26 protein-coding genes are annotated in these 22,944 nt (G+C 52.6%); 13 read left to right on the top strand and 13 right to left on the bottom strand.

Translation table 11 applies throughout. From position 1 onward, the window contains the following. Positions 1-2: 2 nt before the first annotated feature. The 4 genes from QQZ17_RS06200 to QQZ17_RS06185 all read right to left on the bottom strand — a co-directional run bounded on the left by QQZ17_RS06200 (position 3) and on the right by QQZ17_RS06185 (position 4,455). A complete protein-coding gene (locus QQZ17_RS06200; protein WP_152404955.1) occupies positions 3-839 on the bottom strand; it encodes a ketose-bisphosphate aldolase in 837 nt (278 codons plus the stop codon). A gap of 79 nt (positions 840-918) precedes the next feature. Beyond that, positions 919-1,962, bottom strand: a complete 1,044-nt coding sequence (locus QQZ17_RS06195) for an NAD(P)-dependent alcohol dehydrogenase (protein ID WP_152404956.1) — start codon at positions 1,960-1,962, stop codon at positions 919-921. 10 nt (positions 1,963-1,972) lie between these two features. Next, a complete protein-coding gene (locus QQZ17_RS06190) occupies positions 1,973-3,352 on the bottom strand; it encodes an MFS transporter (protein WP_152404957.1) in 1,380 nt (459 codons plus the stop codon). Between the two features lie 26 nt (positions 3,353-3,378). Beyond that, on the bottom strand, positions 3,379-4,455 hold the full coding sequence (locus tag QQZ17_RS06185) for a zinc-binding dehydrogenase (protein ID WP_152404958.1): 1,077 nt from the start codon (positions 4,453-4,455) through the stop codon (positions 3,379-3,381). A gap of 295 nt (positions 4,456-4,750) precedes the next feature. On the opposite strand from QQZ17_RS06185, the gene QQZ17_RS06180 reads away from it, so the two are divergent. Next, positions 4,751-6,004: a glycoside hydrolase family 18 protein gene (locus tag QQZ17_RS06180; protein WP_152404959.1), complete on the top strand. Its 1,254-nt coding sequence runs from the start codon at positions 4,751-4,753 to the stop codon at positions 6,002-6,004. 164 nt (positions 6,005-6,168) lie between these two features. Continuing rightward, a complete protein-coding gene (gene yajD / locus QQZ17_RS06175) occupies positions 6,169-6,513 on the top strand; it encodes an HNH nuclease YajD (protein ID WP_042319478.1) in 345 nt (114 codons plus the stop codon). Between the two features lie 53 nt (positions 6,514-6,566). Here yajD and QQZ17_RS06170 read toward each other — a convergent pair whose 3' ends face one another. Continuing rightward, positions 6,567-6,842: a YeaC family protein gene (locus QQZ17_RS06170; RefSeq protein WP_046479650.1), complete on the bottom strand. Its 276-nt coding sequence runs from the start codon at positions 6,840-6,842 to the stop codon at positions 6,567-6,569. Between the two features lie 41 nt (positions 6,843-6,883). Continuing rightward, complete coding sequence (gene msrB, locus QQZ17_RS06165) at positions 6,884-7,297, bottom strand: peptide-methionine (R)-S-oxide reductase MsrB (RefSeq protein WP_152404960.1); 414 nt, start codon at positions 7,295-7,297, stop codon at positions 6,884-6,886. 342 nt (positions 7,298-7,639) lie between these two features. Between msrB and gapA the strand changes: the two genes are divergently transcribed. Then, positions 7,640-8,635: a glyceraldehyde-3-phosphate dehydrogenase gene (gene gapA, locus QQZ17_RS06160; RefSeq protein WP_042319484.1), complete on the top strand. Its 996-nt coding sequence runs from the start codon at positions 7,640-7,642 to the stop codon at positions 8,633-8,635. A 74-nt stretch (positions 8,636-8,709) separates the two neighbouring features. After that, on the top strand, positions 8,710-9,594 hold the full coding sequence (locus QQZ17_RS06155; protein WP_152404961.1) for a D-hexose-6-phosphate mutarotase: 885 nt from the start codon (positions 8,710-8,712) through the stop codon (positions 9,592-9,594). A 121-nt stretch (positions 9,595-9,715) separates the two neighbouring features. Here QQZ17_RS06155 and QQZ17_RS06150 read toward each other — a convergent pair whose 3' ends face one another. Continuing rightward, positions 9,716-10,570 carry an aldo/keto reductase gene (locus QQZ17_RS06150; RefSeq protein ID WP_152404962.1) on the bottom strand — a complete coding sequence of 285 codons (855 nt, stop codon included), beginning with the start codon at positions 10,568-10,570 and terminating at the stop codon, positions 9,716-9,718. A gap of 90 nt (positions 10,571-10,660) precedes the next feature. Continuing rightward, positions 10,661-11,407, bottom strand: coding sequence for a MipA/OmpV family protein (locus tag QQZ17_RS06145; RefSeq protein WP_046479642.1), 747 nt, complete (start codon positions 11,405-11,407; stop codon positions 10,661-10,663). Positions 11,408-11,851: 444 nt separating this feature from the next. Between QQZ17_RS06145 and yeaG the strand changes: the two genes are divergently transcribed. The 4 genes from yeaG (at position 11,852) to QQZ17_RS06125 (ending at position 17,372) form a co-directional block, all read left to right on the top strand. Beyond that, on the top strand, positions 11,852-13,786 hold the full coding sequence (yeaG, locus tag QQZ17_RS06140; protein WP_043000926.1) for a protein kinase YeaG: 1,935 nt from the start codon (positions 11,852-11,854) through the stop codon (positions 13,784-13,786). 129 nt (positions 13,787-13,915) lie between these two features. Continuing rightward, a complete protein-coding gene (locus QQZ17_RS06135; protein WP_152404963.1) occupies positions 13,916-15,199 on the top strand; it encodes a YeaH/YhbH family protein in 1,284 nt (427 codons plus the stop codon). A 137-nt stretch (positions 15,200-15,336) separates the two neighbouring features. Further along, positions 15,337-16,827, top strand: a complete 1,491-nt coding sequence (gene dgcJ, locus QQZ17_RS06130) for a diguanylate cyclase DgcJ (protein WP_152404964.1) — start codon at positions 15,337-15,339, stop codon at positions 16,825-16,827. 41 nt (positions 16,828-16,868) lie between these two features. Continuing rightward, a complete protein-coding gene (locus QQZ17_RS06125) occupies positions 16,869-17,372 on the top strand; it encodes a YbaK/prolyl-tRNA synthetase associated domain-containing protein (RefSeq protein WP_152404965.1) in 504 nt (167 codons plus the stop codon). A gap of 4 nt (positions 17,373-17,376) precedes the next feature. On the opposite strand, the gene yoaI is transcribed toward QQZ17_RS06125, so the two are convergent. Further along, a complete protein-coding gene (yoaI, locus tag QQZ17_RS06120) occupies positions 17,377-17,481 on the bottom strand; it encodes a small membrane protein YoaI (RefSeq protein WP_094465381.1) in 105 nt (34 codons plus the stop codon). Between the two features lie 207 nt (positions 17,482-17,688). Between yoaI and QQZ17_RS06115 the strand changes: the two genes are divergently transcribed. Then, positions 17,689-18,135 carry a DUF441 domain-containing protein gene (locus QQZ17_RS06115; RefSeq protein ID WP_042319499.1) on the top strand — a complete coding sequence of 149 codons (447 nt, stop codon included), beginning with the start codon at positions 17,689-17,691 and terminating at the stop codon, positions 18,133-18,135. Here the strand turns inward: QQZ17_RS06115 and QQZ17_RS06110 are convergent. After that, positions 18,116-18,910, bottom strand: a complete 795-nt coding sequence (locus QQZ17_RS06110; RefSeq protein WP_152404966.1) for an AraC family transcriptional regulator — start codon at positions 18,908-18,910, stop codon at positions 18,116-18,118. The two genes, QQZ17_RS06115 and QQZ17_RS06110, sit on opposite strands and share 20 nt — an antisense overlap. A 99-nt stretch (positions 18,911-19,009) precedes the next feature. On the opposite strand from QQZ17_RS06110, the gene QQZ17_RS06105 reads away from it, so the two are divergent. Further along, complete coding sequence (locus QQZ17_RS06105; RefSeq protein WP_152404967.1) at positions 19,010-20,191, top strand: CynX/NimT family MFS transporter; 1,182 nt, start codon at positions 19,010-19,012, stop codon at positions 20,189-20,191. A 36-nt stretch (positions 20,192-20,227) separates the two neighbouring features. On the opposite strand, the gene QQZ17_RS06100 is transcribed toward QQZ17_RS06105, so the two are convergent. Next, positions 20,228-20,935 (bottom strand): CTP synthase C-terminal region-related (seleno)protein, encoded by a 708-nt coding sequence (locus QQZ17_RS06100; protein ID WP_152404968.1) that lies wholly within the window; start codon positions 20,933-20,935, stop codon positions 20,228-20,230. A gap of 154 nt (positions 20,936-21,089) precedes the next feature. Here QQZ17_RS06100 and QQZ17_RS06095 point away from each other — a divergent pair, with 154 nt between their 5' ends. Continuing rightward, positions 21,090-21,599 (top strand): DUF523 domain-containing protein, encoded by a 510-nt coding sequence (locus QQZ17_RS06095; protein WP_152404969.1) that lies wholly within the window; start codon positions 21,090-21,092, stop codon positions 21,597-21,599. Next, positions 21,583-21,930, top strand: coding sequence for a DUF488 domain-containing protein (locus QQZ17_RS06090; RefSeq protein WP_152404970.1), 348 nt, complete (start codon positions 21,583-21,585; stop codon positions 21,928-21,930). Before QQZ17_RS06095 ends, QQZ17_RS06090 begins: the two co-directional genes overlap by 17 nt. Here QQZ17_RS06090 and QQZ17_RS06085 read toward each other — a convergent pair. Then, on the bottom strand, positions 21,916-22,227 hold the full coding sequence (locus QQZ17_RS06085; RefSeq protein WP_152404971.1) for a hypothetical protein: 312 nt from the start codon (positions 22,225-22,227) through the stop codon (positions 21,916-21,918). The two genes, QQZ17_RS06090 and QQZ17_RS06085, sit on opposite strands and share 15 nt — an antisense overlap. 188 nt (positions 22,228-22,415) lie before the next feature. Between QQZ17_RS06085 and QQZ17_RS06080 the strand changes: the two genes are divergently transcribed. Beyond that, positions 22,416-22,514, top strand: a complete 99-nt coding sequence (locus QQZ17_RS06080; protein WP_152404972.1) for a YoaK family small membrane protein — start codon at positions 22,416-22,418, stop codon at positions 22,512-22,514. 140 nt (positions 22,515-22,654) lie between these two features. Here the strand turns inward: QQZ17_RS06080 and QQZ17_RS06075 are convergent, their stop codons facing one another. Continuing rightward, positions 22,655-22,903: a GlsB/YeaQ/YmgE family stress response membrane protein gene (locus tag QQZ17_RS06075; RefSeq protein ID WP_046479627.1), complete on the bottom strand. Its 249-nt coding sequence runs from the start codon at positions 22,901-22,903 to the stop codon at positions 22,655-22,657. Positions 22,904-22,944: the final 41 nt, after the last annotated feature.

Genomic DNA, 22,944 nt, shown 5'->3' with positions numbered 1-22,944 from the left:
CATCATTCCGCTTTGCCGTCTGAACCAAACAATTTGATTTTTTCCAGCGCTCGCGCTTTGACGGCTCTGCGCACTTCGCGCTCCAGGTGCAGGAACGGTTGATCCTGATTCTCTTTCACCGCCACCATCGCCGCCTGGCACAGCTCAGTATGAATATTGATCTTGGCAATACCGAGTGAAATGGCCTTTTTAATATCAGCATCGCTGATACCCGAAGCCCCGTGCAGTACCAACGGCACAGAAACGGCCTGACGTACACGTTCAACCACCTCGAAGTTCAGCTTTGGTTCGGAGGTATAGACACCATGCTGATTACCAATGGCGACAGCCAGTGAATCACAGCCGGTCCGTTCAACAAACTCTGCCGCCTGGTTGGGATCGGTATAATGGTATCCTGCCAGCGCTTCCTCATAGACCGTTTCATTCCCCACGTGTCCCAGCTCGGCTTCAACCGGAATACCCAACGGATGAAAGAAATCAACGGCCTCTTTGGTCAGGCGGATATTTTCTTCAAAGTCAAAAGCGGAGGCGTCACGCATTAGCGAATTCATCCCGTGAGTCCAGGCATTATGGATAATCTCCATGCTGCGCCCGTGATCCCAGTGGGTAATCACCGGTACCGATGCTTTTTTCGCCATCGAAACCATCATATGCGAAAAGTCTTCAAATGATGTATTCCCCACGAACCCGGTGCCAAAAGAGATAATCACCGGTGATTTAGCCTCTTCCGCCGCATCGATTACGCCCATCAACATTTCTGCGTTCCACACGTTAAAGTGGGCAATCGCATAATGTTTATTTTGTGCGTCGTTTTCCCAATATTTAATATCTGCCAGCATTGTTATTTCTCCCGTTTAAATTAATCACTACCCCCGCCATAATTCAGGTTGCAGATGTGTTGGCTGCAACTCGAATTATCTAGGGCATAACCTTAATTACACCCTTAATAATGTCGCGTTTGTTATTTACCGACTCATCAAATGCTCGCTGAACCTCTTCATAGTCATAAATATGCGTCACCATCGATTTCACATCGAAACGACCTGAGGAAATCGCTTCAATAGTGACCGGATAGCGGTTGGCGTAGCGGAAAACGGTCTGAATTGAGACTTCACGGTTAATTTTGAGGAAATTAATCGCAGAGTCTCCCGGCACCGTGCCAACAATCATGATTTTCCCGCCGCGCATCACCAGATACGGCGCCTGCTTAACCGTGACGGCGGAACCTGCAGTTTCAAAAACGATGTCAGCCCCCATCTCCCCGGAAAATTGCTGACAGCGGGCAACGGTGTCTTCTTTGGCGCCATTGACGACGAGTGTTGCGCCAAGCTGTTCAGCCATTGCCAACCGTTTTTCCAGGACATCGACCACGGCGATGTCAGTAGCGCCAAGGCATTTACAGGCCTGCAATGTCATCAGACCAATGCAGCCCGCACCGAGAATGACAATTTTCTTCCCGGGCTTCACGTCCGCCAGCATTGCCGCATGCATCCCAACGGCAGCAGGCTCCACCAGTGCCCCCTCCATGGTGTCCATGTTGTCCGGGAGCTTATAGGTGAAGCTTTCCGGATGGCACAGGTAGTGCGTTAAGGCACCGCGATAGTTGGGCTGGGTCGCCATAAAGTCGACATCCGGGCAGATGTTGTATTTGCCTTCCAGGCAGTAGCGACAGTGACCGCAGGGCACGCCCGGCTCAATATTCACCCGATCGCCCGGTTTAAACTTGCTGACACGGTTACCCACGGCCACCACCGTCCCGGCACACTCATGGCCCAAACCGATTTCCTGATTCGGGTCTTTTGGCGGAATAAACGGCCCCGATTCAAAACCGTGAACATCCGAACCGCAAATCCCGACATACTCGACTTTGATCAGGACTTCATGCTCTTTTGGCACCGGCATATCGGCGGCAATAATGTTCATCGTCCCCGGTGTTTTTAATATCGCTTTAGAGTTTTGCATTTTCATTCCTTTATTTATTCGTTACCGCATCAATACCCAGACTCTCGACCGAGACACCTTTTGTTTCTATTCCGATAGTGGCAATAGCAACAGCGACAATAATTGAGACGGCGCCCAGCAGGATGAAGACGCCCGTCACACCATAACCGTTAAGCAACACCGCGACGGCGTAAGGTGCGGCAATCCCGCTGATTCGACCAACGGCATTCGCCAGGCCTGATCCTCTAAGCTTCGCTTCCGTAGGCCAGATTTCCGGTACATAAACGGCCGAAGCGTAGCAGACATACATATAGACAAAGGTAATCAGGAAAAAGCCAATTAAGGTAATCAGCAACATGCTGGTTTGCAGTGAATAGATATACCCGAGCACGGCAATCAATATTAATAAACCTACACCCATCGTTTTACGGGGGATTTTATCCATCACCAGCATGGCGATGAAAATACCAAACGGCGCGCCGAACATACTCATCGTATTTAATACAATGGAGTCTTTCAGATTGATTCCCTGGGTCATAAATATTGTCGGCAACCAGTTAATTAACGTGTATTGCACGACGTTCATGGCAATCAGCACACAGGAACCCAAAATAACGCGCTTCAGTAATACACCGGTCAGCAATGCGGAATACGGTACTGAACGTGGCGGCTTACCGTTGTCTTCGATAATGACCGGTGGCAGCGGCTTACCCGTTTGACGCATCACCCCCTCTTCAATCGCCTGCATGACTTTTTCGGCGTCCTGATAGCGTCCGCGTGACTCCAGCCAGCGGGGTGATTCAGGGAACCAACGCCAGGCAAGTGCAGTGGCAATAAGTGATAATACGGCCGGGATTAACAGCTGCACGCGCCAGTTCCACTCTGCGCTAATCAGCGGTGTGAGTCCCATCGCGATGAGCGAACACAGCGGATACGACCAGTTACCGATAAACGAAACCCGACTTGACCAGGTGCCCCGGTTTCTTCCCGGCATATACTCCGTAAATCCGGCAAAGAGAGTAACCAGCAACGCCCCTAACCCGATGCCCATAACAAAACGGCAGGCGATCAGGAAATCCATATTTGGCGAAAATGCGCCAACCACCATGGCGGCAATATGAATCGCTTCGTAGAGGATAAACGCATTTCTGCGTCCGGTTTTATCACCGATGATCCCACCAACCAGGGCGCCGAGGAACATCCCCGCCGTGGTAATCGCGGAAAAAGTGGCGGTTGTGGAATTATCAGTCCAGCCTAACTCTTTTAGCTGCGCGAGGATCAACCCACCAACGGCATTACTCCAGCAGACAAGTAACCCAAAGGCAACCATCGCAAACATTGATGTATGCCAGCGACAATCCGGCAGGCGATCCAGTCGGGCGCCGCAATGTGGCTTTGTTATCTGTTCCATTCGATAACGTTCCTTTAGCAGAAGGGTTATTCATCAAAGTCGTAGGTCATAATCACTTTGATCGCCGTTTTATCGACCATCGCGTCGAAACCGTCACGCCACTGTGACAGGCCAATACGATGCGTAATCATCGGTTTGACCTGGATTGCGCCACTGGCGAGTAAGCGAATGGCATTACGCCAGGAGGTGGAATCGTAGGCCATATGTCCGATAATGCTTTTGTTCCACGCAGTGATGTCGTTAATGGAGAAATCGAGCGGTTTGAACCCCATACCAACGCGCACCACTTCACCGTTAGGACGCAGCATTTCGATGGACTGCTTCAGGGCAATGTTGGCGCCAGAACACTCGATCACCAGGCCAAGATTGTCTTTGCCGCAGATTTCCTGACAGCGTGCGACCACATCTTCCGTGGAGCCGTTAACGACCGCCGTCGCACCCAATTCTTTCGCCACCGGGAAACGAACAGGGACATCCTCTTCCAGGCCGACCATCACAATATTGACCGCGCCCATGATGCGAGCCATCTGCACAGAGAACAGCCCTAGCGGACCCGTGCCGATCACCACCACGTCCTGACCCGGTAAAAATTTGGATTGCTGAGCAATAGATTTATAGGCGTTGCAGATGGGATCCAGCACTGCGGCCTCTTCGTAATCAACGTTTTCCGGGATCTCCCACAGGGCATGGCGATGAATTTTCAGGATTTCACCCGGCACCAGGCAGTATTTCGAAAATCCACCACCCCAGGTGTTATTATCCAATCCCAGATTCACTTTTTCTGTGCAACACAGAAAATCCCCCTGCTCACAGGCCGGGCAGACGCCGCAGACATGCCCACTGTTGTCTGAAACCACGCGCTGACCCACCTTCCAGTCTTTAACCTTTTCCCCAACCTGCGTAATACGTCCTGCAAACTCATGGCCACGAATGGAGTTAAACCAATCGGAACCGCTATCAACGTTGTAATGTTTCATGTCTGCGCCACAGATTGCTGCCGCTTTGATTTCAATCACCACATCGTCAGGTCCGCATACAGGTTGCGGTACGTCAATCATCTTGTAGCCACCAAAGGCCTTACCAAATCTTGCCAGTGCTTTCATTGCTTTTTCCTTTGTGTTTAGTTTTGCATCAATGCCCATCATACTTACCCACAAAATCTTTGAGGTCAACATTGAATCTTTAAAACACAGACAAACATCTGCATTTCGCAACTCAGATCACAAATACGAAGAAACTGATCCGTGAAAACAAAGGAATGTGGAAGAGGCTTTGCAAAAATGCCGTGAACACCTTCGTAGTTTTTCCTGCACGAAGGTGCTAGTTTGTTCAGGTTGTTTTTTCGCCACGCCATTTCAGTGGCGTGTTTGTTTTTTTTTAATGTCAAAGAGGATCGCTATGAAACGTTTGCCCTTGTTGGCAGCATTACCCCTGCTATGCGCGTCTGTCGCGTCCGCCAGTTCTATGATGTCCGTCGGCTACTTCAACGGCGGCGGAGATGTCACCGCCGGACCGGGCGGCGATATCAACAAACTGGATGTCCGCCAGATTACCCACCTCAACTACTCGTTCGGCTTGATTTACAACGCTGAAAAAGACGAAACCAACGCCGCGCTAAAAGATCCGACGAAGCTTCATCAGATCTGGCTGTCGCCGAAAGTGGAGTCTGACCTCGCCCTGCTCCCGGTACTGCGTAAACAGAACCCGCGTCTGAAAGTCCTGCTTTCTGTCGGCGGCTGGGGGGCGCGCGGATTCTCGGGTGCCGCCGCGACGCCGGAAACACGTGCCGTGTTTATTCAGTCCGCTATGGAGATAGTGCAGAAATACGGACTCGACGGTATCGATCTGGACTGGGAATACCCGGTCAACGGTGCCTGGGGACTGGTTGCCAGTCAGCCCGCCGATCGTGAGAATTTCACGCTGCTGCTGAAAGAACTGCGTCAGGCGGTCGGCAACCAGAAACTGGTGACGATTGCCGTCGGGGCGAATGCGGAAAGTCCGAAAAGTTGGGTGGATGTGAAGGCGATTGCGCTGCTACTCGACTACATCAACCTGATGACTTACGACATGGCCTACGGAACGCAATATTTCAACGCCAACCTGTATGATTCGAAAGACTGGCCAACCGTGGCAACTGCCGATAAGTACAGCGTCGACTTTGTGGTCAACAACTACCTTGCCGCTGGCCTAAAACCCCAACAGATGAATCTGGGGATCGGTTTTTATGGTCGCGTCCCCAAACGTACGGTGGAGCCGGGAATTGACTGGACGAAGCCGGACGCACAAAAAAATCCGGTCACTCTGCCCTACTTTGGCGAACCGGAAATCACACTGTTTAAATCGCTGGGGGTCGATCTGACCAAAGACACCTACGTGAAGTACAACGACATTGTCAAAACGTTTCTCAACGATCCGCAGAAGCGTTTTACCGAACACTGGGACGCTCAGGCGATGGTGCCGTGGCTGTCCGTTCAGTCGGCTGACGGTAAGCCCCTGTTTGCCCTCTCTTACGAAAACCCCCGCTCGGTGGCAATCAAAGCGGAGTACATCAAGAAGCGCGGACTGGCCGGCGCAATGTTCTGGGAGTACGGTGCGGACGACAATAACCAGCTTGCGAAACAGCTGGCGGAATCCTTAGGCATTCAACACTAAGCGCCACCCATTGCTGATAATGCCCTGTGCGCCCGCACAGGGCATTTTTTTCACAAGCTGCGGGATCGGTGTGTTACGCGAAACGGAATCGGTTATGATGGCCCCAGGCCGTTGCGTCAGTGTTTGACGTCACGTTTCATTTTCAACTGGAGGCATGGGATTGTATGGCTTTTATCCCTAAAAATTACGCCCGTCTGGAAGTTGGCTACCGGGAAAAGGCGCTAAAACTCTTCCCGTGGGTCTGCGGCCGCTGTTCCCGCGAATTTGTCTATTCAAATCTTCGCGAACTGACGGTGCATCATATCGATCACGATCATTCCAATAATCCGGAAGACGGCAGCAACTGGGAGATGTTGTGCCTGTACTGCCACGATCATGAGCATTCCAAATACACGGAAGCCGATCAATATGGTTCCACAGTGGTGGCTGGAGAGGATGCGCAAAAGAGCGTTGGCGAAGCCACGTACAACCCTTTTGCCGACCTGAAGGCAATGCTGAATAAAAAATAATCCGCCGCGTTAGCCCGGCAATACTGTAGAATGCCGGGCCTCACTGCGCGCTATCAGGATTTAAACGTCGCAATCGGTTCTGGCGTAATGCCAAAATCGACCTTCAGTTGCTGCTTGCTCTTCATCACCATCTGCCCGTTGGTATCAATCGTCATATGCTGAGCGTCAGTATTGTGGCGCGCCTGCCAGAGCATCACCAGTTGCAGACTGTTATCTTTTTGCTCCGGAGTCAGCGCCACGCCATCCGGCCATTTTCCCAGTTCAACGGCGGTTGATAAGCGCTGATACACTTCCGGCGTCATGCTGTTAACTATCTCATCAAGATTCATGATAAGTCCGCTCCTATGGAATAAATTGCTGAATCGTTTTTTCAACCTTTGGTCTGGTCACCGTTTTCATCATCGGTAAAGCTCAGAGAAGCTGAATTGACACAGTAGCGTTCGCCGGTAGGTTGCGGACCATCGGGGAAGACGTGTCCCAGATGCGCGTCGCAGTTTCCACAGCGAATTTCAATACGTTGCATGCCGTGCGAGAAGTCCTTGATGTAGCGGATCGACTCTTCACTCACCGGTTCGTAAAAGCTGGGCCAGCCGCAGCCGGAATCGTATTTGGACTGGGAGGTAAACAGTGGCGCATCGCAGATCAAACAGTGATAAACGCCGTCTCGCTTGTTATGCAGCAACTGCCCTGTAAATGGCGGTTCTGTGCCGTGATTCTGCGTCACGTAGAACTGCATTTCAGACAGGTTTTTTTTTAGATCTTCCGTAGAAGGTTTGTTCGCCATTTGCTCACATCTCACTTTTCATGACGCTGACATTGCACGACAGATTCTAACAAAACATTAACACCTGAGTGCAGACTTTTGTTCTAAACTTGATCCTTGCGAAATGGCAGCTTGTGAATCGTGATGCAAATCACGTTTTTATCTCAGTTGCCCTTTAAAATTCGGGGCGCCGCCCCCATGTGGTTTCAAGCCCAATGGAAGAGTGAGGCGAATCAGCTGCGCAAAGCTTGTGCAGAGGATTGATTTGTCGCAATGATTGACACGATTCCGCTTGACGCTGCGTAAGGTTTTTGTAATTTTACAGGCAACCTTTTATTCACTAACAAATAGCTGGTGGAATATATGACTATCAAAGTAGGTATCAACGGTTTTGGCCGTATCGGTCGCATTGTTTTCCGTGCTGCTCAGAAACGTTCTGACATCGAGATCGTTGCAATCAACGACCTGTTAGACGCTGAATACATGGCTTACATGCTGAAATATGACTCCACTCACGGCCGTTTCGACGGTACCGTTGAAGTGAAAGACGGTCATCTGATCGTTAACGGTAAAAAAATCCGTGTTACCGCTGAACGTGATCCGGCTAACCTGAAATGGGACGAAGTTGGTGTTGACGTAGTGGCTGAAGCGACCGGTATCTTCCTGACCGACGAGACTGCTCGTAAGCATATCACTGCTGGCGCGAAGAAAGTCGTACTGACTGGTCCGTCCAAAGATGACACCCCGATGTTTGTTAAAGGCGCTAACTTTGACAAATATGCTGGCCAGGACATCGTTTCCAACGCATCCTGCACCACCAACTGCCTGGCTCCGCTGGCTAAAGTTATCAACGACAACTTCGGTATCATCGAAGGTCTGATGACCACTGTTCACGCAACCACCGCAACTCAGAAAACCGTTGATGGCCCGTCTCACAAAGACTGGCGTGGCGGCCGTGGCGCGGCTCAGAACATCATCCCATCCTCTACCGGTGCGGCTAAAGCCGTTGGTAAAGTACTGCCAGAACTGAATGGCAAACTGACGGGTATGGCGTTCCGCGTTCCGACTCCGAACGTATCCGTTGTTGACCTGACCGTTCGTCTGGAAAAAGCTGCTTCTTACGAAGACATTAAGAAAGCGATCAAAGCTGCTTCCGAAGGCCCGATGAAAGGCGTTCTGGGTTACACCGAAGACGACGTTGTTTCTACCGATTTCAACGGCGAAGTTTGCACTTCCGTGTTCGATGCCAAAGCCGGTATCGCACTGAACGACAACTTCGTGAAACTGGTTTCCTGGTACGACAACGAAACCGGTTATTCCAACAAGGTTCTGGATCTGATTGCTCACATCTCCAAATAAGTTGAGATGAAACAGTAATCTGTAAGAGCGACTTCGGTCGCTCTTTTTTTTGCCTGAAGAGAAAGGATTACATCATGATCAATAAAATTTTTGCACTTCCGGTAATCGAACACATTACCCCTGTCCTCTCCCGTCGTCAGCTCGACGAACTCGATGTGATTGTCGTCGACCACCCCCAGGTGAAAGCGTCTTTCGCGTTACAGGGCGCGCACCTGCTCTCCTGGAAACCGGCGGGAGAACAAGAGGTTCTGTGGCTGAGCAACAACACACCGTTTAAAAATGGCGTCGCACTGCGCGGTGGCGTGCCAATCTGCTGGCCGTGGTTTGGTCCGGCGGCCCAGCAGGGTCTACCGGCGCATGGATTTGCCCGTAACCTGCCGTGGACGCTGAAGGCGCATAATGAAGACGACAACGGTGCGGTGCTGACCTTTGAACTGCAAAGCAGTGAAGCGACTCGCCAGTACTGGCCGCATGACTTCACCCTGCTGGCGCGCTTTAAAGTGGGTAAAACCTGTGAGATCGAACTGGAAGCGCACGGCGAATTTGAAACAACCTCCGCGCTGCATACCTATTTCAACGTTGGCGATATCGCGGCGGTGAAAGTCAGCGGTCTGGGCGATCGTTTTATCGACAAAGTGAACAATGCAAAAGAAGATGCACTGACCGATGGCGTACAGACTTTCCCGGATCGTACCGACCGCGTCTATCTGAACCCGGAAGCCTGCAGCGTGATTCACGATGCTGCACTGAACCGCAACATCGACGTCGTGCATCATCACCACCTTAACGTCGTCGGCTGGAACCCGGGCCCGGCGCTGTCCGTAAGCATGGGCGATATGCCGGACGATGGCTACAAAACCTTTGTGTGTGTGGAAACGGCATACGCCACCGCGGCACAGAAGACCACCGAAGAGAAACCGTCCCGCCTGGCACAGACTGTTCGCGTGACCAGACGTTAAGTAATAAGTGATGCCGGAGTTTCTGTAGGCCGGATAAGATGCGTGAGCATCACCATCCGGCAATCAATGCCAGATGGCGGCTAACGCCTTATCTGGCCTACAAAAATAACATCCGGCATCGTCACACCATGTCCAGCGCCGTTTTCCCCTTCGGCGCGGGATACGCCTTATCCAGCGCGGCGAGTTCCTGGGCTGAAAGCGTAATGCTCAGCGCCGCCGCATTTTGCTGCACATGCTCGACACTTGCCGCTTTCGGAATTGCCATCACCCCCTGATGACTGATGACCCACGCCAACAGGATCTGCGCCGCTGACGCACTGTGCGCATGCGCAATCTCATTGACCACGGGATGGTTCAGCAAGCCGCTGCGAAGTCGTCCGGCTTGCGCCAGCGGGCTGTAGGCCATCACGGGGAGTTGATGCTGCTGACACCACGGTAGCAGATCGTACTCAATGCCGCGTGAAGCCAAATGATACAGCACCTGATTGGTCGCGCACTGCCTGCCGCCCGGGACCTGCCACAGCGCCTGCATATCGTCAACGTCGAGATTGGACACTCCCCAGCGACGAATTTTGCCCTGGGCAATCAGTGTTTCCATCGCCTCAACCGTCTCGGCAAAGGTGAAGTTACCCGACCAGTGCAATAAGTAGAGATCCAGATAGTCGGTTTTCAGGCGGCGCAGGCTGGCCTCGCAGGCGGCAATCGCTTTTTGTCCCCCCGCGTTCCACGGATAGACCTTCGACACCAGAAAAACGCGTTCACGTAAGCCGTTCAACGCCTCACCGACCACTTCTTCCGCTCCGCCATCGGCATACATTTCGGCGGTGTCGATGAGCGTCAGCCCCAGATCGACGCCCGCACGGAGTGCAGACACTTCCGCCCGGCGATGGCCGGGATTCTCACCCATATACCACGTCCCCTGCCCGATCGCGGGCAGAACAACCCCACCGGCAAAAACAACCTGTTTATCTGTCATCACATCCTCCTTTGTTGTGCACCACCGTAATGCAAAACAGGGCGCAAGCGCCCTGTTTTGATGCACAAATTGCACAGTAATAATGCACAATCAGAACTTATAGGTGATCCCGGTCGAAATCAGGCCAGTCCAGGATTTGTCGATCATCGGGCTGTCGGTAATTTCATCCGACAGACGGGTGTAACGTGCAGTACCGTAAACGCTCCAGTCACCGAGGAAGTTGTAGTTCGCGCTCAGCTCCAGGTACGGGTTCCAGCTGTCGTTCGGGTTATAGCCACGCATACCGCTTCTTGCGGACTCTTTACGAGACACACCGTAGTAGTAGTCGTTCTGATTCTCACTGTTCCACTCAACACCAATACCCGGCGTCAACGTCAGGCCGCCATTGGTGTAGCGATACAGCCAGGCCAGATCCCAGACGATACCGTTGCTGTTGTCCAGCGTATCCCCGGCGAGCGTGGTACGCAGAAAACCGTATTCGGTATTATGGACGTAAGATAAGCCCGCCATCATGGTGCTCTTACGCTTATCCAGACGACGCATCTGACGATCGTCGCTGTCGCCCGGTTTGAAATACATCGGGGACCAGTAGGCCGTGATCGACAACTTGTCTGCAGTGTCGTTCCATAGATAGTATCCACCGCCCAGACCACGGAACCAGAAGTTGTCGCCTTCGTAGTTGATCACCGGAACCGGGTAAACATCTGCGTCGTAATCTTTATAAGGGTGTTCAACCACACCAACGCCAGCGCCAAGCGTCAGGTTGCTTTCAGCGTGCACCACGGTAGCAGACGATGCGATAAACACGCCAAGTGCCAGAAGTTTGAGTTTGGTCACAATCCATCTTTCCTTATTCAATTGTTCAGCGGCAAAAGTGTAACCGCCAATACGTTACAACCCAACCATTTTACAAATTAATGAAAGAATGTAACCGTCTAATTTTGCAGGCTGAGATGACACGCGGCTTACAGTGGGATGAAAACGGTGTGATCTCCTGCCACTTTATTTACATTAACTATGCATTTTTTGCGGATGAGTTATTGATATGCCATTGAAAATCATTTGCGAGCGCATGCAAGTTTTGCAAATGCCATCTACGCTTTAATTTAGAAGTTGTATCGCCGGGCACGTTGGTCTCACGCTGTACAAGCTGGCATGAGAGTTGCTGTTTTTTTGATACGAGACAGTAAATGACGTCGTTCAGTCTACCTCTTCCGGGAGCCTCTACTATTCATATGAACGGCTCTTAACCTGTGCTAAAAAACGAAAGGACGGCATATCATGAATATATTCGATCACTATCGCCAGCGTTATGAAGCTGCCAAGGACGAAGAGTTCACACTGCAGGAGTTTCTTACCACTTGTCGGCAAGATCGCAGTGCTTATGCCAACGCGGCAGAACGGCTATTGATGGCTATTGGTGAACCCGTCATGGTTGATACTGCCCAGGAACCCCGACTTTCTCGCCTCTTCTCCAACCGGGTTATCGCTCGTTACCCGGCGTTTGAAGAGTTTTACGGCATGGAAGACGCGATCGAACAGATTGTCTCTTATCTGAAACACGCGGCTCAGGGGCTGGAAGAGAAGAAACAGATCCTGTATCTGTTGGGGCCTGTAGGGGGCGGGAAATCGTCGCTTGCCGAACGACTGAAGTCGTTGATGCAGCGCGTCCCGATTTATGTCCTGAGCGCCAACGGTGAGCGCAGTCCGGTGAACGATCATCCACTGTGTCTGTTTAATCCGCAGGAAGATACCCAGATTCTGGAAAAAGAGTACGGCATTCCGCGCCGTTATCTCGGCACCATTATGTCGCCGTGGGCTGCCAAACGCCTGCATGAGTTCGGTGGGGATATCACCAAGTTCCGCGTGGTAAAAGTCTGGCCGTCAATCCTTGCGCAAATCGCGATTGCCAAAACGGAGCCCGGCGATGAGAACAACCAGGATATCTCCGCGCTGGTCGGGAAAGTGGATATTCGTAAACTCGAACACCACGCCCAGAACGATCCGGACGCGTATGGCTATTCCGGCGCGCTGTGCCGGGCGAACCAGGGGATTATGGAATTTGTCGAGATGTTTAAAGCACCGATTAAAGTGCTACATCCGCTGCTGACCGCCACTCAGGAAGGGAACTACAACGGCACCGAGGGGATCTCCGCCCTGCCGTTCAACGGTATTATTCTCGCCCACTCGAACGAGTCGGAATGGGTGACTTTCCGTAACAATAAAAACAACGAAGCCTTCCTCGATCGTGTTTATATCGTGAAGGTACCGTACTGCTTACGCATTTCTGAAGAGATTAAAATCTACGAGAAATTGCTTAACCACAGCGAGCTGACCCACGCGCCCTGCGCGCCGGGAACCCTGGAAACGCTGGCGCGCTTCTCGATTCTTTCCCGTCTGAAAGATCCGGAAAACTCGAGTATCTACTCGAAAATGCGCGTCTATGACGGTGAAAGTCTGAAAGATACCGATCCGAAAGCGAAGTCATATCAGGAGTACCGCGACTACTCCGGCGTTGACGAAGGGATGAACGGCCTGTCAACCCGCTTCGCGTTTAAGATCCTCTCGCGCGTCTTTAACTTTGACCATGTCGAAGTTGCCGCTAACCCGGTTCATCTGTTCTATGTACTGGAACAGCAGATCGAACGTGAACAGTTCCCACAGGAGCAGGCAGAACGCTATCTCGAGTTCCTGAAAGGGTATCTGATCCCGAAATACGCCGAGTTCATTGGCAAAGAGATCCAGACCGCCTATCTGGAATCCTACTCGGAATACGGACAGAACATTTTCGACCGTTATGTCACGTATGCCGATTTCTGGATTCAGGATCAGGAGTACCGCGATCCGGATACCGGTCAGTTGTTTGACCGTGAATCGCTGAACGCTGAGCTGGAGAAAATTGAGAAACCCGCGGGGATCAGTAATCCGAAAGATTTCCGTAATGAAATCGTCAACTTTGTGCTGCGCGCGCGCGCCAACAACAGCGGACGGAATCCGAACTGGACCAGCTATGAAAAACTGCGCACGGTCATTGAGAAGAAAATGTTCTCCAATACCGAAGAGCTGCTGCCGGTCATTTCGTTCAATGCCAAAACCTCGACCGATGAGCAGAAGAAACACGACGACTTTGTCGACCGGATGATGGAAAAAGGCTATACCCGTAAACAAGTGCGTTTACTGTGCGAATGGTATCTGCGCGTACGTAAATCGTCTTAACAGCAAACGGCCCGGCGACGCATTGTGCCAGCCGGGCCCACAACGACAGCGAACCGTAGGCCGGATAAGCGAGGCGTATCTGGCACTACAGGTGCCGCATAAAGTTGGCAAATGCAGTACGGGGGACATATGACCTGGTTCATTGACCGACGACTTAACGGTAAAAATAAGAGCACGGTTAACCGCCAGCGCTTTTTACGCCGTTATAAAGCACAAATTAAACAGTCGATCTCCGAGGCCATTAACAAGCGTTCGGTGACCGATGTAGACAGCGGTGAATCTGTCTCCATTCCGACGGAAGATATTAGCGAACCGATGTTTCATCAGGGACGCGGCGGCCTGCGCCATCGCGTTCATCCGGGAAACGACCATTTCGTGCAGAATGACCGTATTGAGCGCCCACAGGGTGGCGGCGGTGGATCCGGAAGTGGACAGGGTCAGGCCAGTCAGGACGGTGAAGGCCAGGATGAATTCGTCTTTCAGATCTCCAAAGATGAATACCTGGATCTGCTTTTCGAAGACTTAGCGCTGCCTAATCTGAAGCAAAATCAGCAGCGTCAGCTTACGGAGTATAAAACGCATCGTGCGGGCTATACCGCCAACGGCGTTCCGGCCAATATCAGCGTCGTGCGGTCGTTGCAAAACTCCCTCGCCCGGCGTACGGCCATGACGGCAGGCAAACGACGCGAACTGCACGCGCTGGAGCAGGATCTCGACACCATCAGCAAGAGCGAACCGGCGCAACTTCTGGAGGAGGAACGGCTACGCAAAGAGATTGCCGAACTGCGGGCCAAAATCGAGCGCGTGCCGTTCATCGACACCTTCGACTTACGTTATAAAAATTATGAGAAGCGTCCCGATCCTTCCAGCCAGGCGGTCATGTTCTGCCTGATGGATGTCTCCGGCTCCATGGATCAGTCGACGAAGGACATGGCCAAACGCTTTTATATTCTGCTCTATCTGTTCTTGAGCCGAACGTATAAAAACGTGGAAGTGGTCTACATCCGTCATCACACTCAGGCGAAAGAGGTCGACGAGCATGAGTTCTTCTACTCTCAGGAAACCGGGGGAACCATTGTCTCCAGCGCCCTGAAGCTGATGGATGACGTCGTGAAAGAGCGTTACGATCCTGCGCAGTGGAACATTTACGCCGCACAGGCATCCGATGGTGATAACTGGGCGGATGACTCCCCGCTGTGCCATGAAATTCTGGCGAAAAAACTGTTGCCAGTGGTTCGCTATTACAGTTACATCGAAATTACCCGCCGCGCGCATCAGACATTATGGCGCGAATATGAGCATCTGCAGTCCACCTTTGATAATTTTGCGATGCAGCATATTCGCGATCAGGATGATATTTATCCGGTGTTCCGCGAGCTTTTTCAAAAACAAGGTACCACCAGCGTCAATTAAACCGCAACCAGCCAGGTAAATAATCTCCTGGCTGGTTCATTTCATGCCTTTTGTACTAACTATTCCCGTTGGTCGGTAGGTTGCACCTGTGACGTGTGATAAAATAGATTATCTGACCAGGAGGGTTGCTGTTTATCATGAAATTGCCTCATAAAGCGCTCAGGCTCTTTATTTCCGCAAGCGTTGTCGTTCTGACATCTTCCTTTTTGATCTACGAACTTATTGCCAGTCATAAGGCAATGAATGGCTATATGCGCTATATCATCGAAAAAGCAGACTCCTCGTTTCTGTATGATAAATACCAAAACCAGAGTATTGCCGCTCATCTGATGCGCACACTAGCCTCGCCGGAGAAAATGGTCTCTGTCGAAGCGCGCAATACCCTTTGTCAGGCGTTTGAAAGTGCCAACTCGGTGTATGGTCTGAATCTGACAAGGCATAATTATCCCGCGCTCAACGGTACGTTACAGACTTCTGTTGCGGACTGCGCGCGTATCACGGACGATGTACTCCTGCTCCCTGCCTTTGACCAGGCCGTGAAGGTTAACCGGGAACAGGTTGATTATGGAAAAGGACTCGCCACCTCAGAAGAGAAATTTCATTATTATCTGGATTTACAGAATCAATATATTTACTTCTATGATTTGATCAATACGCATCAGTTTGCCATGCATCATTGGGCTTTTTTACAGAAAGGCTCATTAGGTATTCATCAGGCTGATATTGATGAATTGTTTTCTGGCCGGACCGTGCTGTCGAGTATCTATCAGGACGATCGTACTGAACTTAATGTGATGAGTTTTTTAACACCGGTCTATCTGAACGGTAAGCTAAAAGGCATCGTGATGGTGGATATTAACAAACACAATTTGCAAAATATTGTGTTTACCCACGATCGTCCCCTGGTCTGGCGTTATCTCAATGCCAGCGTCACCGATACCGACTCAGATAAAACAATTATTATTCATCAAAGCGAAAATAACCTTTTCCCGTACGTCAATTACATCAGCAATCTTCCCGGTGGCCTGCACGTCGAGCTGTCACTCGATATTTTGTATTTCATTGTTTCTTCCTGGAAATTGTTTCTGTTTTACCTGCTGGCGACCGCCCTGCTCCTCAATATGGTCAGACTGCATTTCCGCCTTTACCACAATGTCACCCGCGAAAATATCAGTGATGCGATGACGGGGCTGTATAACCGTAAAATTTTAACCCCGACGCTTGAGCAACGATTGCAACGATTGGTCAGCGCCGGTGCGCCGGTGACCTTTATCGCCATCGACCTCGATAAGCTGAAGATGATTAACGATACGCTGGGGCATCACGCGGGCGATCGGGCGATCACGCTGCTGGCGAAAGCCATCGAGGCATCGGTACGTAAGAGCGATTACGCCATCCGCCTGGGCGGTGATGAGTTTTGCATCATTCTGATAGACGCCGAGCCAGACATGGCTGCTCGTCTGCCGGAACGGATTGCCAGCCATCTGCGAACCGTCGCGCCGGAGAGGGATATTCGTTTTTCATCAGGAAGTTACAGCATGCAGCCGAACGATACGCTGCATGATGCCTACACCGCGTCTGACGAGCAGCTTTACCTCAACAAGCACCAAAATCACCAGCGTTCGTGATAATCTGTCCCGTGTTTTTTTCGCGCGAACAGGAGTGAAAGATGAGCAAAATGGAAAAAGGCAGCGACACCCATCAGCGTTTACTCGATTTATTATCTCTGGAGGGCGCCCGTTATCGCGTCGTCAGCCATGAGGCCGTGGGCAAATGCGAGGCAGTGTCAGAAATTCGGGGCACCGCACTGGGTCAGGGAGCAAAGGCGCTGGTCTGCAAAGTCAAAGGCAATGGAGTGAATCAGCATGTACTGGCGATTTTGCCCGCCGATCAACAAGCCGACCTCGGTCAACTGGCTACCTATCTTGGCGGCCTGCGAGCCTCTCTCGCCAGCCCGGCAGAGGTAGACGAGCTCACCGGTTGCGTGTTTGGTGCGATTCCGCCCTTCAGTTTTCATCCGCAGCTAAAACTGGTTGCCGATCCGCTGCTCTTCGAGCGCTATAGCGAAATTGCCTTTAACGCTGGTGTGCTCACGAAGTCGATCATTCTCAATACTGACGATTATCTGCGCATTGCTCAGCCTGAACGGGTGGCATTTCACCGCGTATCGTAGGCATTCAGCTACCGCGTTCGAGAATTAACACAGAGATCACGATAACGGCGGCAATGGCGAAAAAGGATGAGCTAATAATTAGCGTCTCAATAAACATGTGATCGTTCATGGCTACACCTCATAATGAGAGATACCTGCTCACCTGTTATTGATAGCCCGCGATAATGGCAATTTGATGACAAAACACCAAAATCGCCTGTTTTTTCGCCATCATGCATTTGCCTGAAAATAGCGACCTGATTCTAAAAAAGTCTGTTCTGCATTGCGTTTGAGCGTAGAGTAAACAGGCTTAACTTTTTTTGGCAAGGAAACAACGATGTTTGATGTCACTCTGCTGGTTCTGCTTGGACTGGCAGCTCTGGGCTTTGTCAGCCATAACACCACTGTCGCCGTTTCAATTCTGGTGCTGATTATTGTCCGCGTTACTCCGCTCAATACCTTTTTCCCGTGGATTGAAAAACAAGGGCTAACCATCGGGATTATTATCCTGACGATTGGCGTCATGGCGCCGATCGCCAGCGGGACGCTGCCGCCTTCTACATTGATCCACTCTTTCCTTAACTGGAAATCACTGGTGGCGATTGTGGTTGGCGTGGTGGTGTCGTGGCTCGGCGGTCGCGGTGTGACGCTGATGGGTAGCCAACCCCAACTGGTCGCCGGGTTGCTGGTCGGTACGGTGCTTGGCGTGGCCTTGTTTCGCGGTGTGCCTGTCGGGCCGCTTATCGCCGCCGGTCTTGTCTCGCTTATTGTGGGAAGGCAGTAGTCAACCCCGCCAGATAACGGCCTGGCGTCTGGCCCAGGCCTTTTTTGAACATGGTGATGAACGCGGTGGTCGAGTCGTATCCCAACAGTTGCGCTGCCTGCTGCACGTTGTGCCCCCCGACAAGGGCCTGTAAAGCCAGAATAAGCTGGAGTTGATGACGCCAGCGACGAAAGCTGAGCCCTGTCTCCCTGACGACCAGCCGGGCGAGATTGCGCTCGCTCATCGCAAATACACTGGCCCACTGCCCAAGCGTCTGCCACTGCGCCGGTTCGCGCGCCATCGTTTCAACCATCCGGCGGATCTTCGGGTGCGCAGAAACCGGCAGTTGCATCTGCTCCTGTGGCTGCTGCGGGAGTTCATCGAACAACACCTGCGTCAGGCGCTGCGTCTGCGGTTCTGCCCGCTGACCGTCGCTACGCGTCGCCAGAGAAAGGATCAGTTCCCGACAAAGCGGAGATATTTTTAACGTACAACATCTTCCCGGCAAAGTGACCGCATCCGGTTCGATAAACAGAAAGCAGAGCTCCGCGCCTGCCGTAACATGGTTACTGTGAGGAACGCCGCCGGGGATCCAGACTGCGTACTGCGGCGGCACCATCCACATAGCGCACTCAACATCACAGGTGACGGCCCCGTGCAATGCCATAATCAGTTGCCCTTTACGATGCTGATGCTGTGCACTGAACAGCTCGTCCGGGCGGGCGCGGATACGAAACGCCACGGCGGCATCGTGGTGAAGATCGGGGTCGTATCCGTCGAGTCGCAGGCTGTACATTATTTTGTCCGAAATTAGCGATAAACTGTCATTTTAGCTTGATTCGTTACGCAGATAAACGCGGTAAGGTACGGCCTCACCTGTTGATATGAGAGAACAATGACTTCTTCACCACCACGCGGCAACCACGGAGCCCTGTTGATTGCGGGTATCCTGATGATTGCCACCACGCTACGCGTGACGTTTACCGGCGCCGCCCCTTTGCTGGATGCGATTCGCACGGATTATGGTCTCACGACGGCCCAGACAGGGCTATTAACCACCCTGCCGCTGCTGGCGTTCGCGCTGGTTTCTCCCCTTGCCGCAGGCATTGCCCGTCGTATTGGTATGGAACGCAGCCTCTTTGTCGCGATGTTACTGATTTGCGCCGGGATTGCCGTGCGTTCTCTGTCATCCGCCTCATTGCTGTTTCTCGGCACCGCCATCATCGGTTGTGGTATCGCCCTCGGCAACGTGTTGCTGCCGGGTCTGATCAAGCGCGATTTTTCGCAGCACGTCGCCAGACTGACCGGCGCTTATTCCCTGACGATGGGGGCCGCCGCCGCGCTGGGCTCTGCGCTGGTGGTTCCACTGGCGCTGAGCGGATTCGGCTGGCGCGGTGCGCTGCTGCTGCTGATGGTGTTCCCACTGCTGGCATTTCTGGTCTGGCTGCCGCAATGGCGCAATACCGCCCACGCGAACGTGACCACCTCGCGCACTTTGCATGCGCGCGGCATCTGGCGTTCGCCGCTGGCCTGGCAGGTGACGTTATTTCTTGGGATTAACTCGCTGATTTATTATGTGATCATCGGCTGGCTGCCGGCTATCTTAATCAGCCACGGTTACAGTGAGGCACAGGCCGGCTCGCTGCACGGTTTGCTCCAGTTGGCGACCGCCTCTCCCGGTTTACTCATTCCGCTGGTGCTGTACCGTTTTCACGATCAGCGCAGCATCGCCGCGCTGGTGTCGTTCATGTGTGCAGTGGGTGCGACAGGGTTCTGGTTTATGCCGGGTCAGGCGGTGCTGTGGACGCTGCTGTTTGGATTTGGCTCCGGCGCGACGATGATTCTGGGGCTGACCTTCATCGGCCTGCGCGCCAGTTCAGCACATCAGGCGGCAGCACTTTCCGGCATGGCGCAATCCGTCGGCTATTTATTAGCCGCTTGCGGGCCGCCCCTGATGGGCAGGATCCATGACACCCAGGGAAGCTGGCAGATCCCGCTGCTGGCCGTTGCAGCGTTGGCGGTCGTGATGGCGGTCTTCGGCCTCTATGCCGGGCGTAATAAAGAGATAACAGACTGAACGATTCAGGGCAGACTCACCGCTCTGCCCTGATGATTAGCCTTGCGCGGCGCGCAGCATCGCCTGTACAAGAGGAACCGGTTTACCCGCCAGCGCGCCCCGTTCGTGCTGAAACAGGGTCGCCACATAGAAGGGATGCGTGACCAACTCCACCGCCCGAATCTCGCCGTTATCATCCCAGCCTGTCACGCGCAGATCGCCGCTTTCCAGTTCAGCCGCGAACGCCTCTGCAATGCCATAGTTGCAGTGATAGGCTTCTGAAATCACCGGCTGGCCATACGCTTTGGCAATCAGAGTGTTGGGTCGCAGTTCGATAGCGTCGGTTTTTTCCACCAGCGAACAGATGAGTGGCGCAATGACCATCCGGCCTGTCGTGTCAGTTTCCGCATGGGCGGCATCCGACCACCCCAGCACGTTACGAGCGTATTCGAGGATGGCATGTTGAAAACCGCCGCAGGTTCCCAGGAAGGGAATGCCGTTTTCGCGGGCATAACGGATGGCAGTCAGCGCGCCTTGCGTATTTTTGTATGGACTACCGGGTACTACCCAGATGGCGTCATAGCCGACCAGATCTTCTGCGCTGGTGATTTCGGTGCTGGCCAGCCAGTCGTAATCCGCCACCAGTTCCAGAACCGCAGCGGCGTCATCGATGGCCAGAGGAATCGCCTGATGGGCCGTGATGCCAGCGTTGTAATCACCCACCACCGCAATCCGCAGCGTATCTTTTACAGAGGATATTTCCATGGAGAATTCCTTACGTCAGAACAATTGGGGACAACATAAGGAACCTCAGCCTACCGATCTTTTACTGCCATCACAATACCTTAATTTAAGGATGGGCACGCGCAAAGTGATATAGTGATCGGGTGCTGTTTTTCTGCTTGTCGAGGCAAATGCGATGAAAAGTAAGGTTCTGGTGAGCGCCTGCCTGATGGGGCTGAAGGTGCGTTATAACGGCAGCGAGAAAGCCCGGCCAACGGCGATGTTAGCTCACCTACAGGCGGAACAGCGCCTGGTGATCCACTGCCCGGAGCTGGCCGCAGGATTGCCGACGCCTCGACCACCGGCGGAGATTGTTCAGGCCGATGGCAACGACGTCATGCAGGGGCGTGCAGCCATTGTCGAACAGAGTGGTCATGATGTCACGGCGCACTATCAGCTTGCCGCCTGGTTGGCCCTTCGTACTGCGCAAGAGACCGGCTGTGACGTTGCGCTTCTCACCGACGGCAGCCCAACCTGCGGCAGTCAGTTTATTTACGACGGCAGCTTCAGCGGTCAACGTCATCCCGGAACGGGTGTTGCCGCAGCGCTGTTACGCCAGCACGGGATAACGGTTTTTTCCGACCATCAGCTCGATGAGTTTTGCGCCTGGATTGAGGAGAGAGACAATCATGAATATTCAGTGTAAACGCGTCTACGACCCGGCAGAAAACGACGACGGCTACCGGGTGCTGGTTGACCGGCTGTGGCCGCGCGGGATCAAAAAAACGGATCTCGCGCTGAATGAGTGGGTCAAAGACCTCACCCCTTCAACAGAACTGCGCAAAGCCTTTCACGCAGAAACGATCGATTTTCATCATTTTACTGAGTTGTATCGCGCAGAACTCGCCACGCAGAAGCAGGAAGGTGAGCGACTGGCGCAGATTGCCCGCCAGCAGACGCTGACGCTGCTGTATGCCGCCAAAAACAGCGAACAGAATCACGCCCTTGTGCTGGCGGACTGGCTACGTGAGTTGTAATTTGCGGATATTCGTCGTTTCAGGCTGAATATCCGGCAGCAGCGGCATCAGGTGTTCCGCTCTCACCCAGGCAAAACCCTGCTGCCCGCTTGCCGACACCACCTCCCCCGTCACCAGCCAGAGCGCACGCGGCGTCTCTTTCGGTAGCATCGTGGTAAATCCATTCACTGGATTAATAAATACCTCACCCGGTTGGCAGAGATGAAATAATTCAACCGACTTGCCAATGTTGCCGCGCCCGGCAGGCGTTTTCGCACCAATGATTAGCGCCAGGGAACCCGGCTTTAGCTGGAACATACTTCTCTCATTGCGCTCTCGCGACTCTGGTTAAGACAATTCCGAGAAATAATAGCCTGCCGGGTGCCTGCGTGTCACGCCCTGGCCGCTCGCAGAATAAGCGAAAAGCGCGAGGATAAAACCCCTTTTGTCCCCCATTAACCCCTGTTATCCTTGCAGCTCTTTGCATAATTCAGACAGGTGATCGCATGAGACTGGGCGTACTGTTTCCCGTCGTCATTTTCATTACGGCCGTGGTTTTTTTGGCCTGGTTTTTTATCGGTGGCTATGCCGCACCGGGGGCGTAAATCATGAAAAAAACGACGCTGATTATGATTGTCGTTGCGGTAGTTGTGGTGCTGGGTACCGAACTGGGCTGGTGGTAACACCTGGCCCAAAATGACAAAGGCCACCCTCAGGTCGCCTTTTGTCAGTCAATTTTTGCGTCTTAGCTTTTGATTTTTCTGTAGATAAACAGCACTACGATAGCACCAATAATCGCCACCGCGAAGCTGCCGAAATTAAAGCCGTCCACTTTCCCAAAGCCAAGCAGGGTACTGATCCATCCCCCCACCACGGCACCGACGATCCCCAGAATGATCGTCATAAAGAATCCACCACCATCCTTACCAGGCATAATCCACTTCGCCAGAATACCTGCAATCAGACCAAAAATAATCCATGAAATAATGCCCATTTTTTCCTCGCTTATCGATTTTACGTTAGCGGTTTATTCGC

Source organism: Citrobacter sp. T1.2D-1 (assembly GCF_950098555.1).
Taxonomy (GTDB): Bacteria; Pseudomonadota; Gammaproteobacteria; order Enterobacterales; family Enterobacteriaceae; genus Citrobacter_A; species Citrobacter_A telavivensis.
The sequence above is the reverse complement of the archived record's forward strand: the minus strand, read 5'-3'. Positions and strand labels throughout refer to the sequence as shown.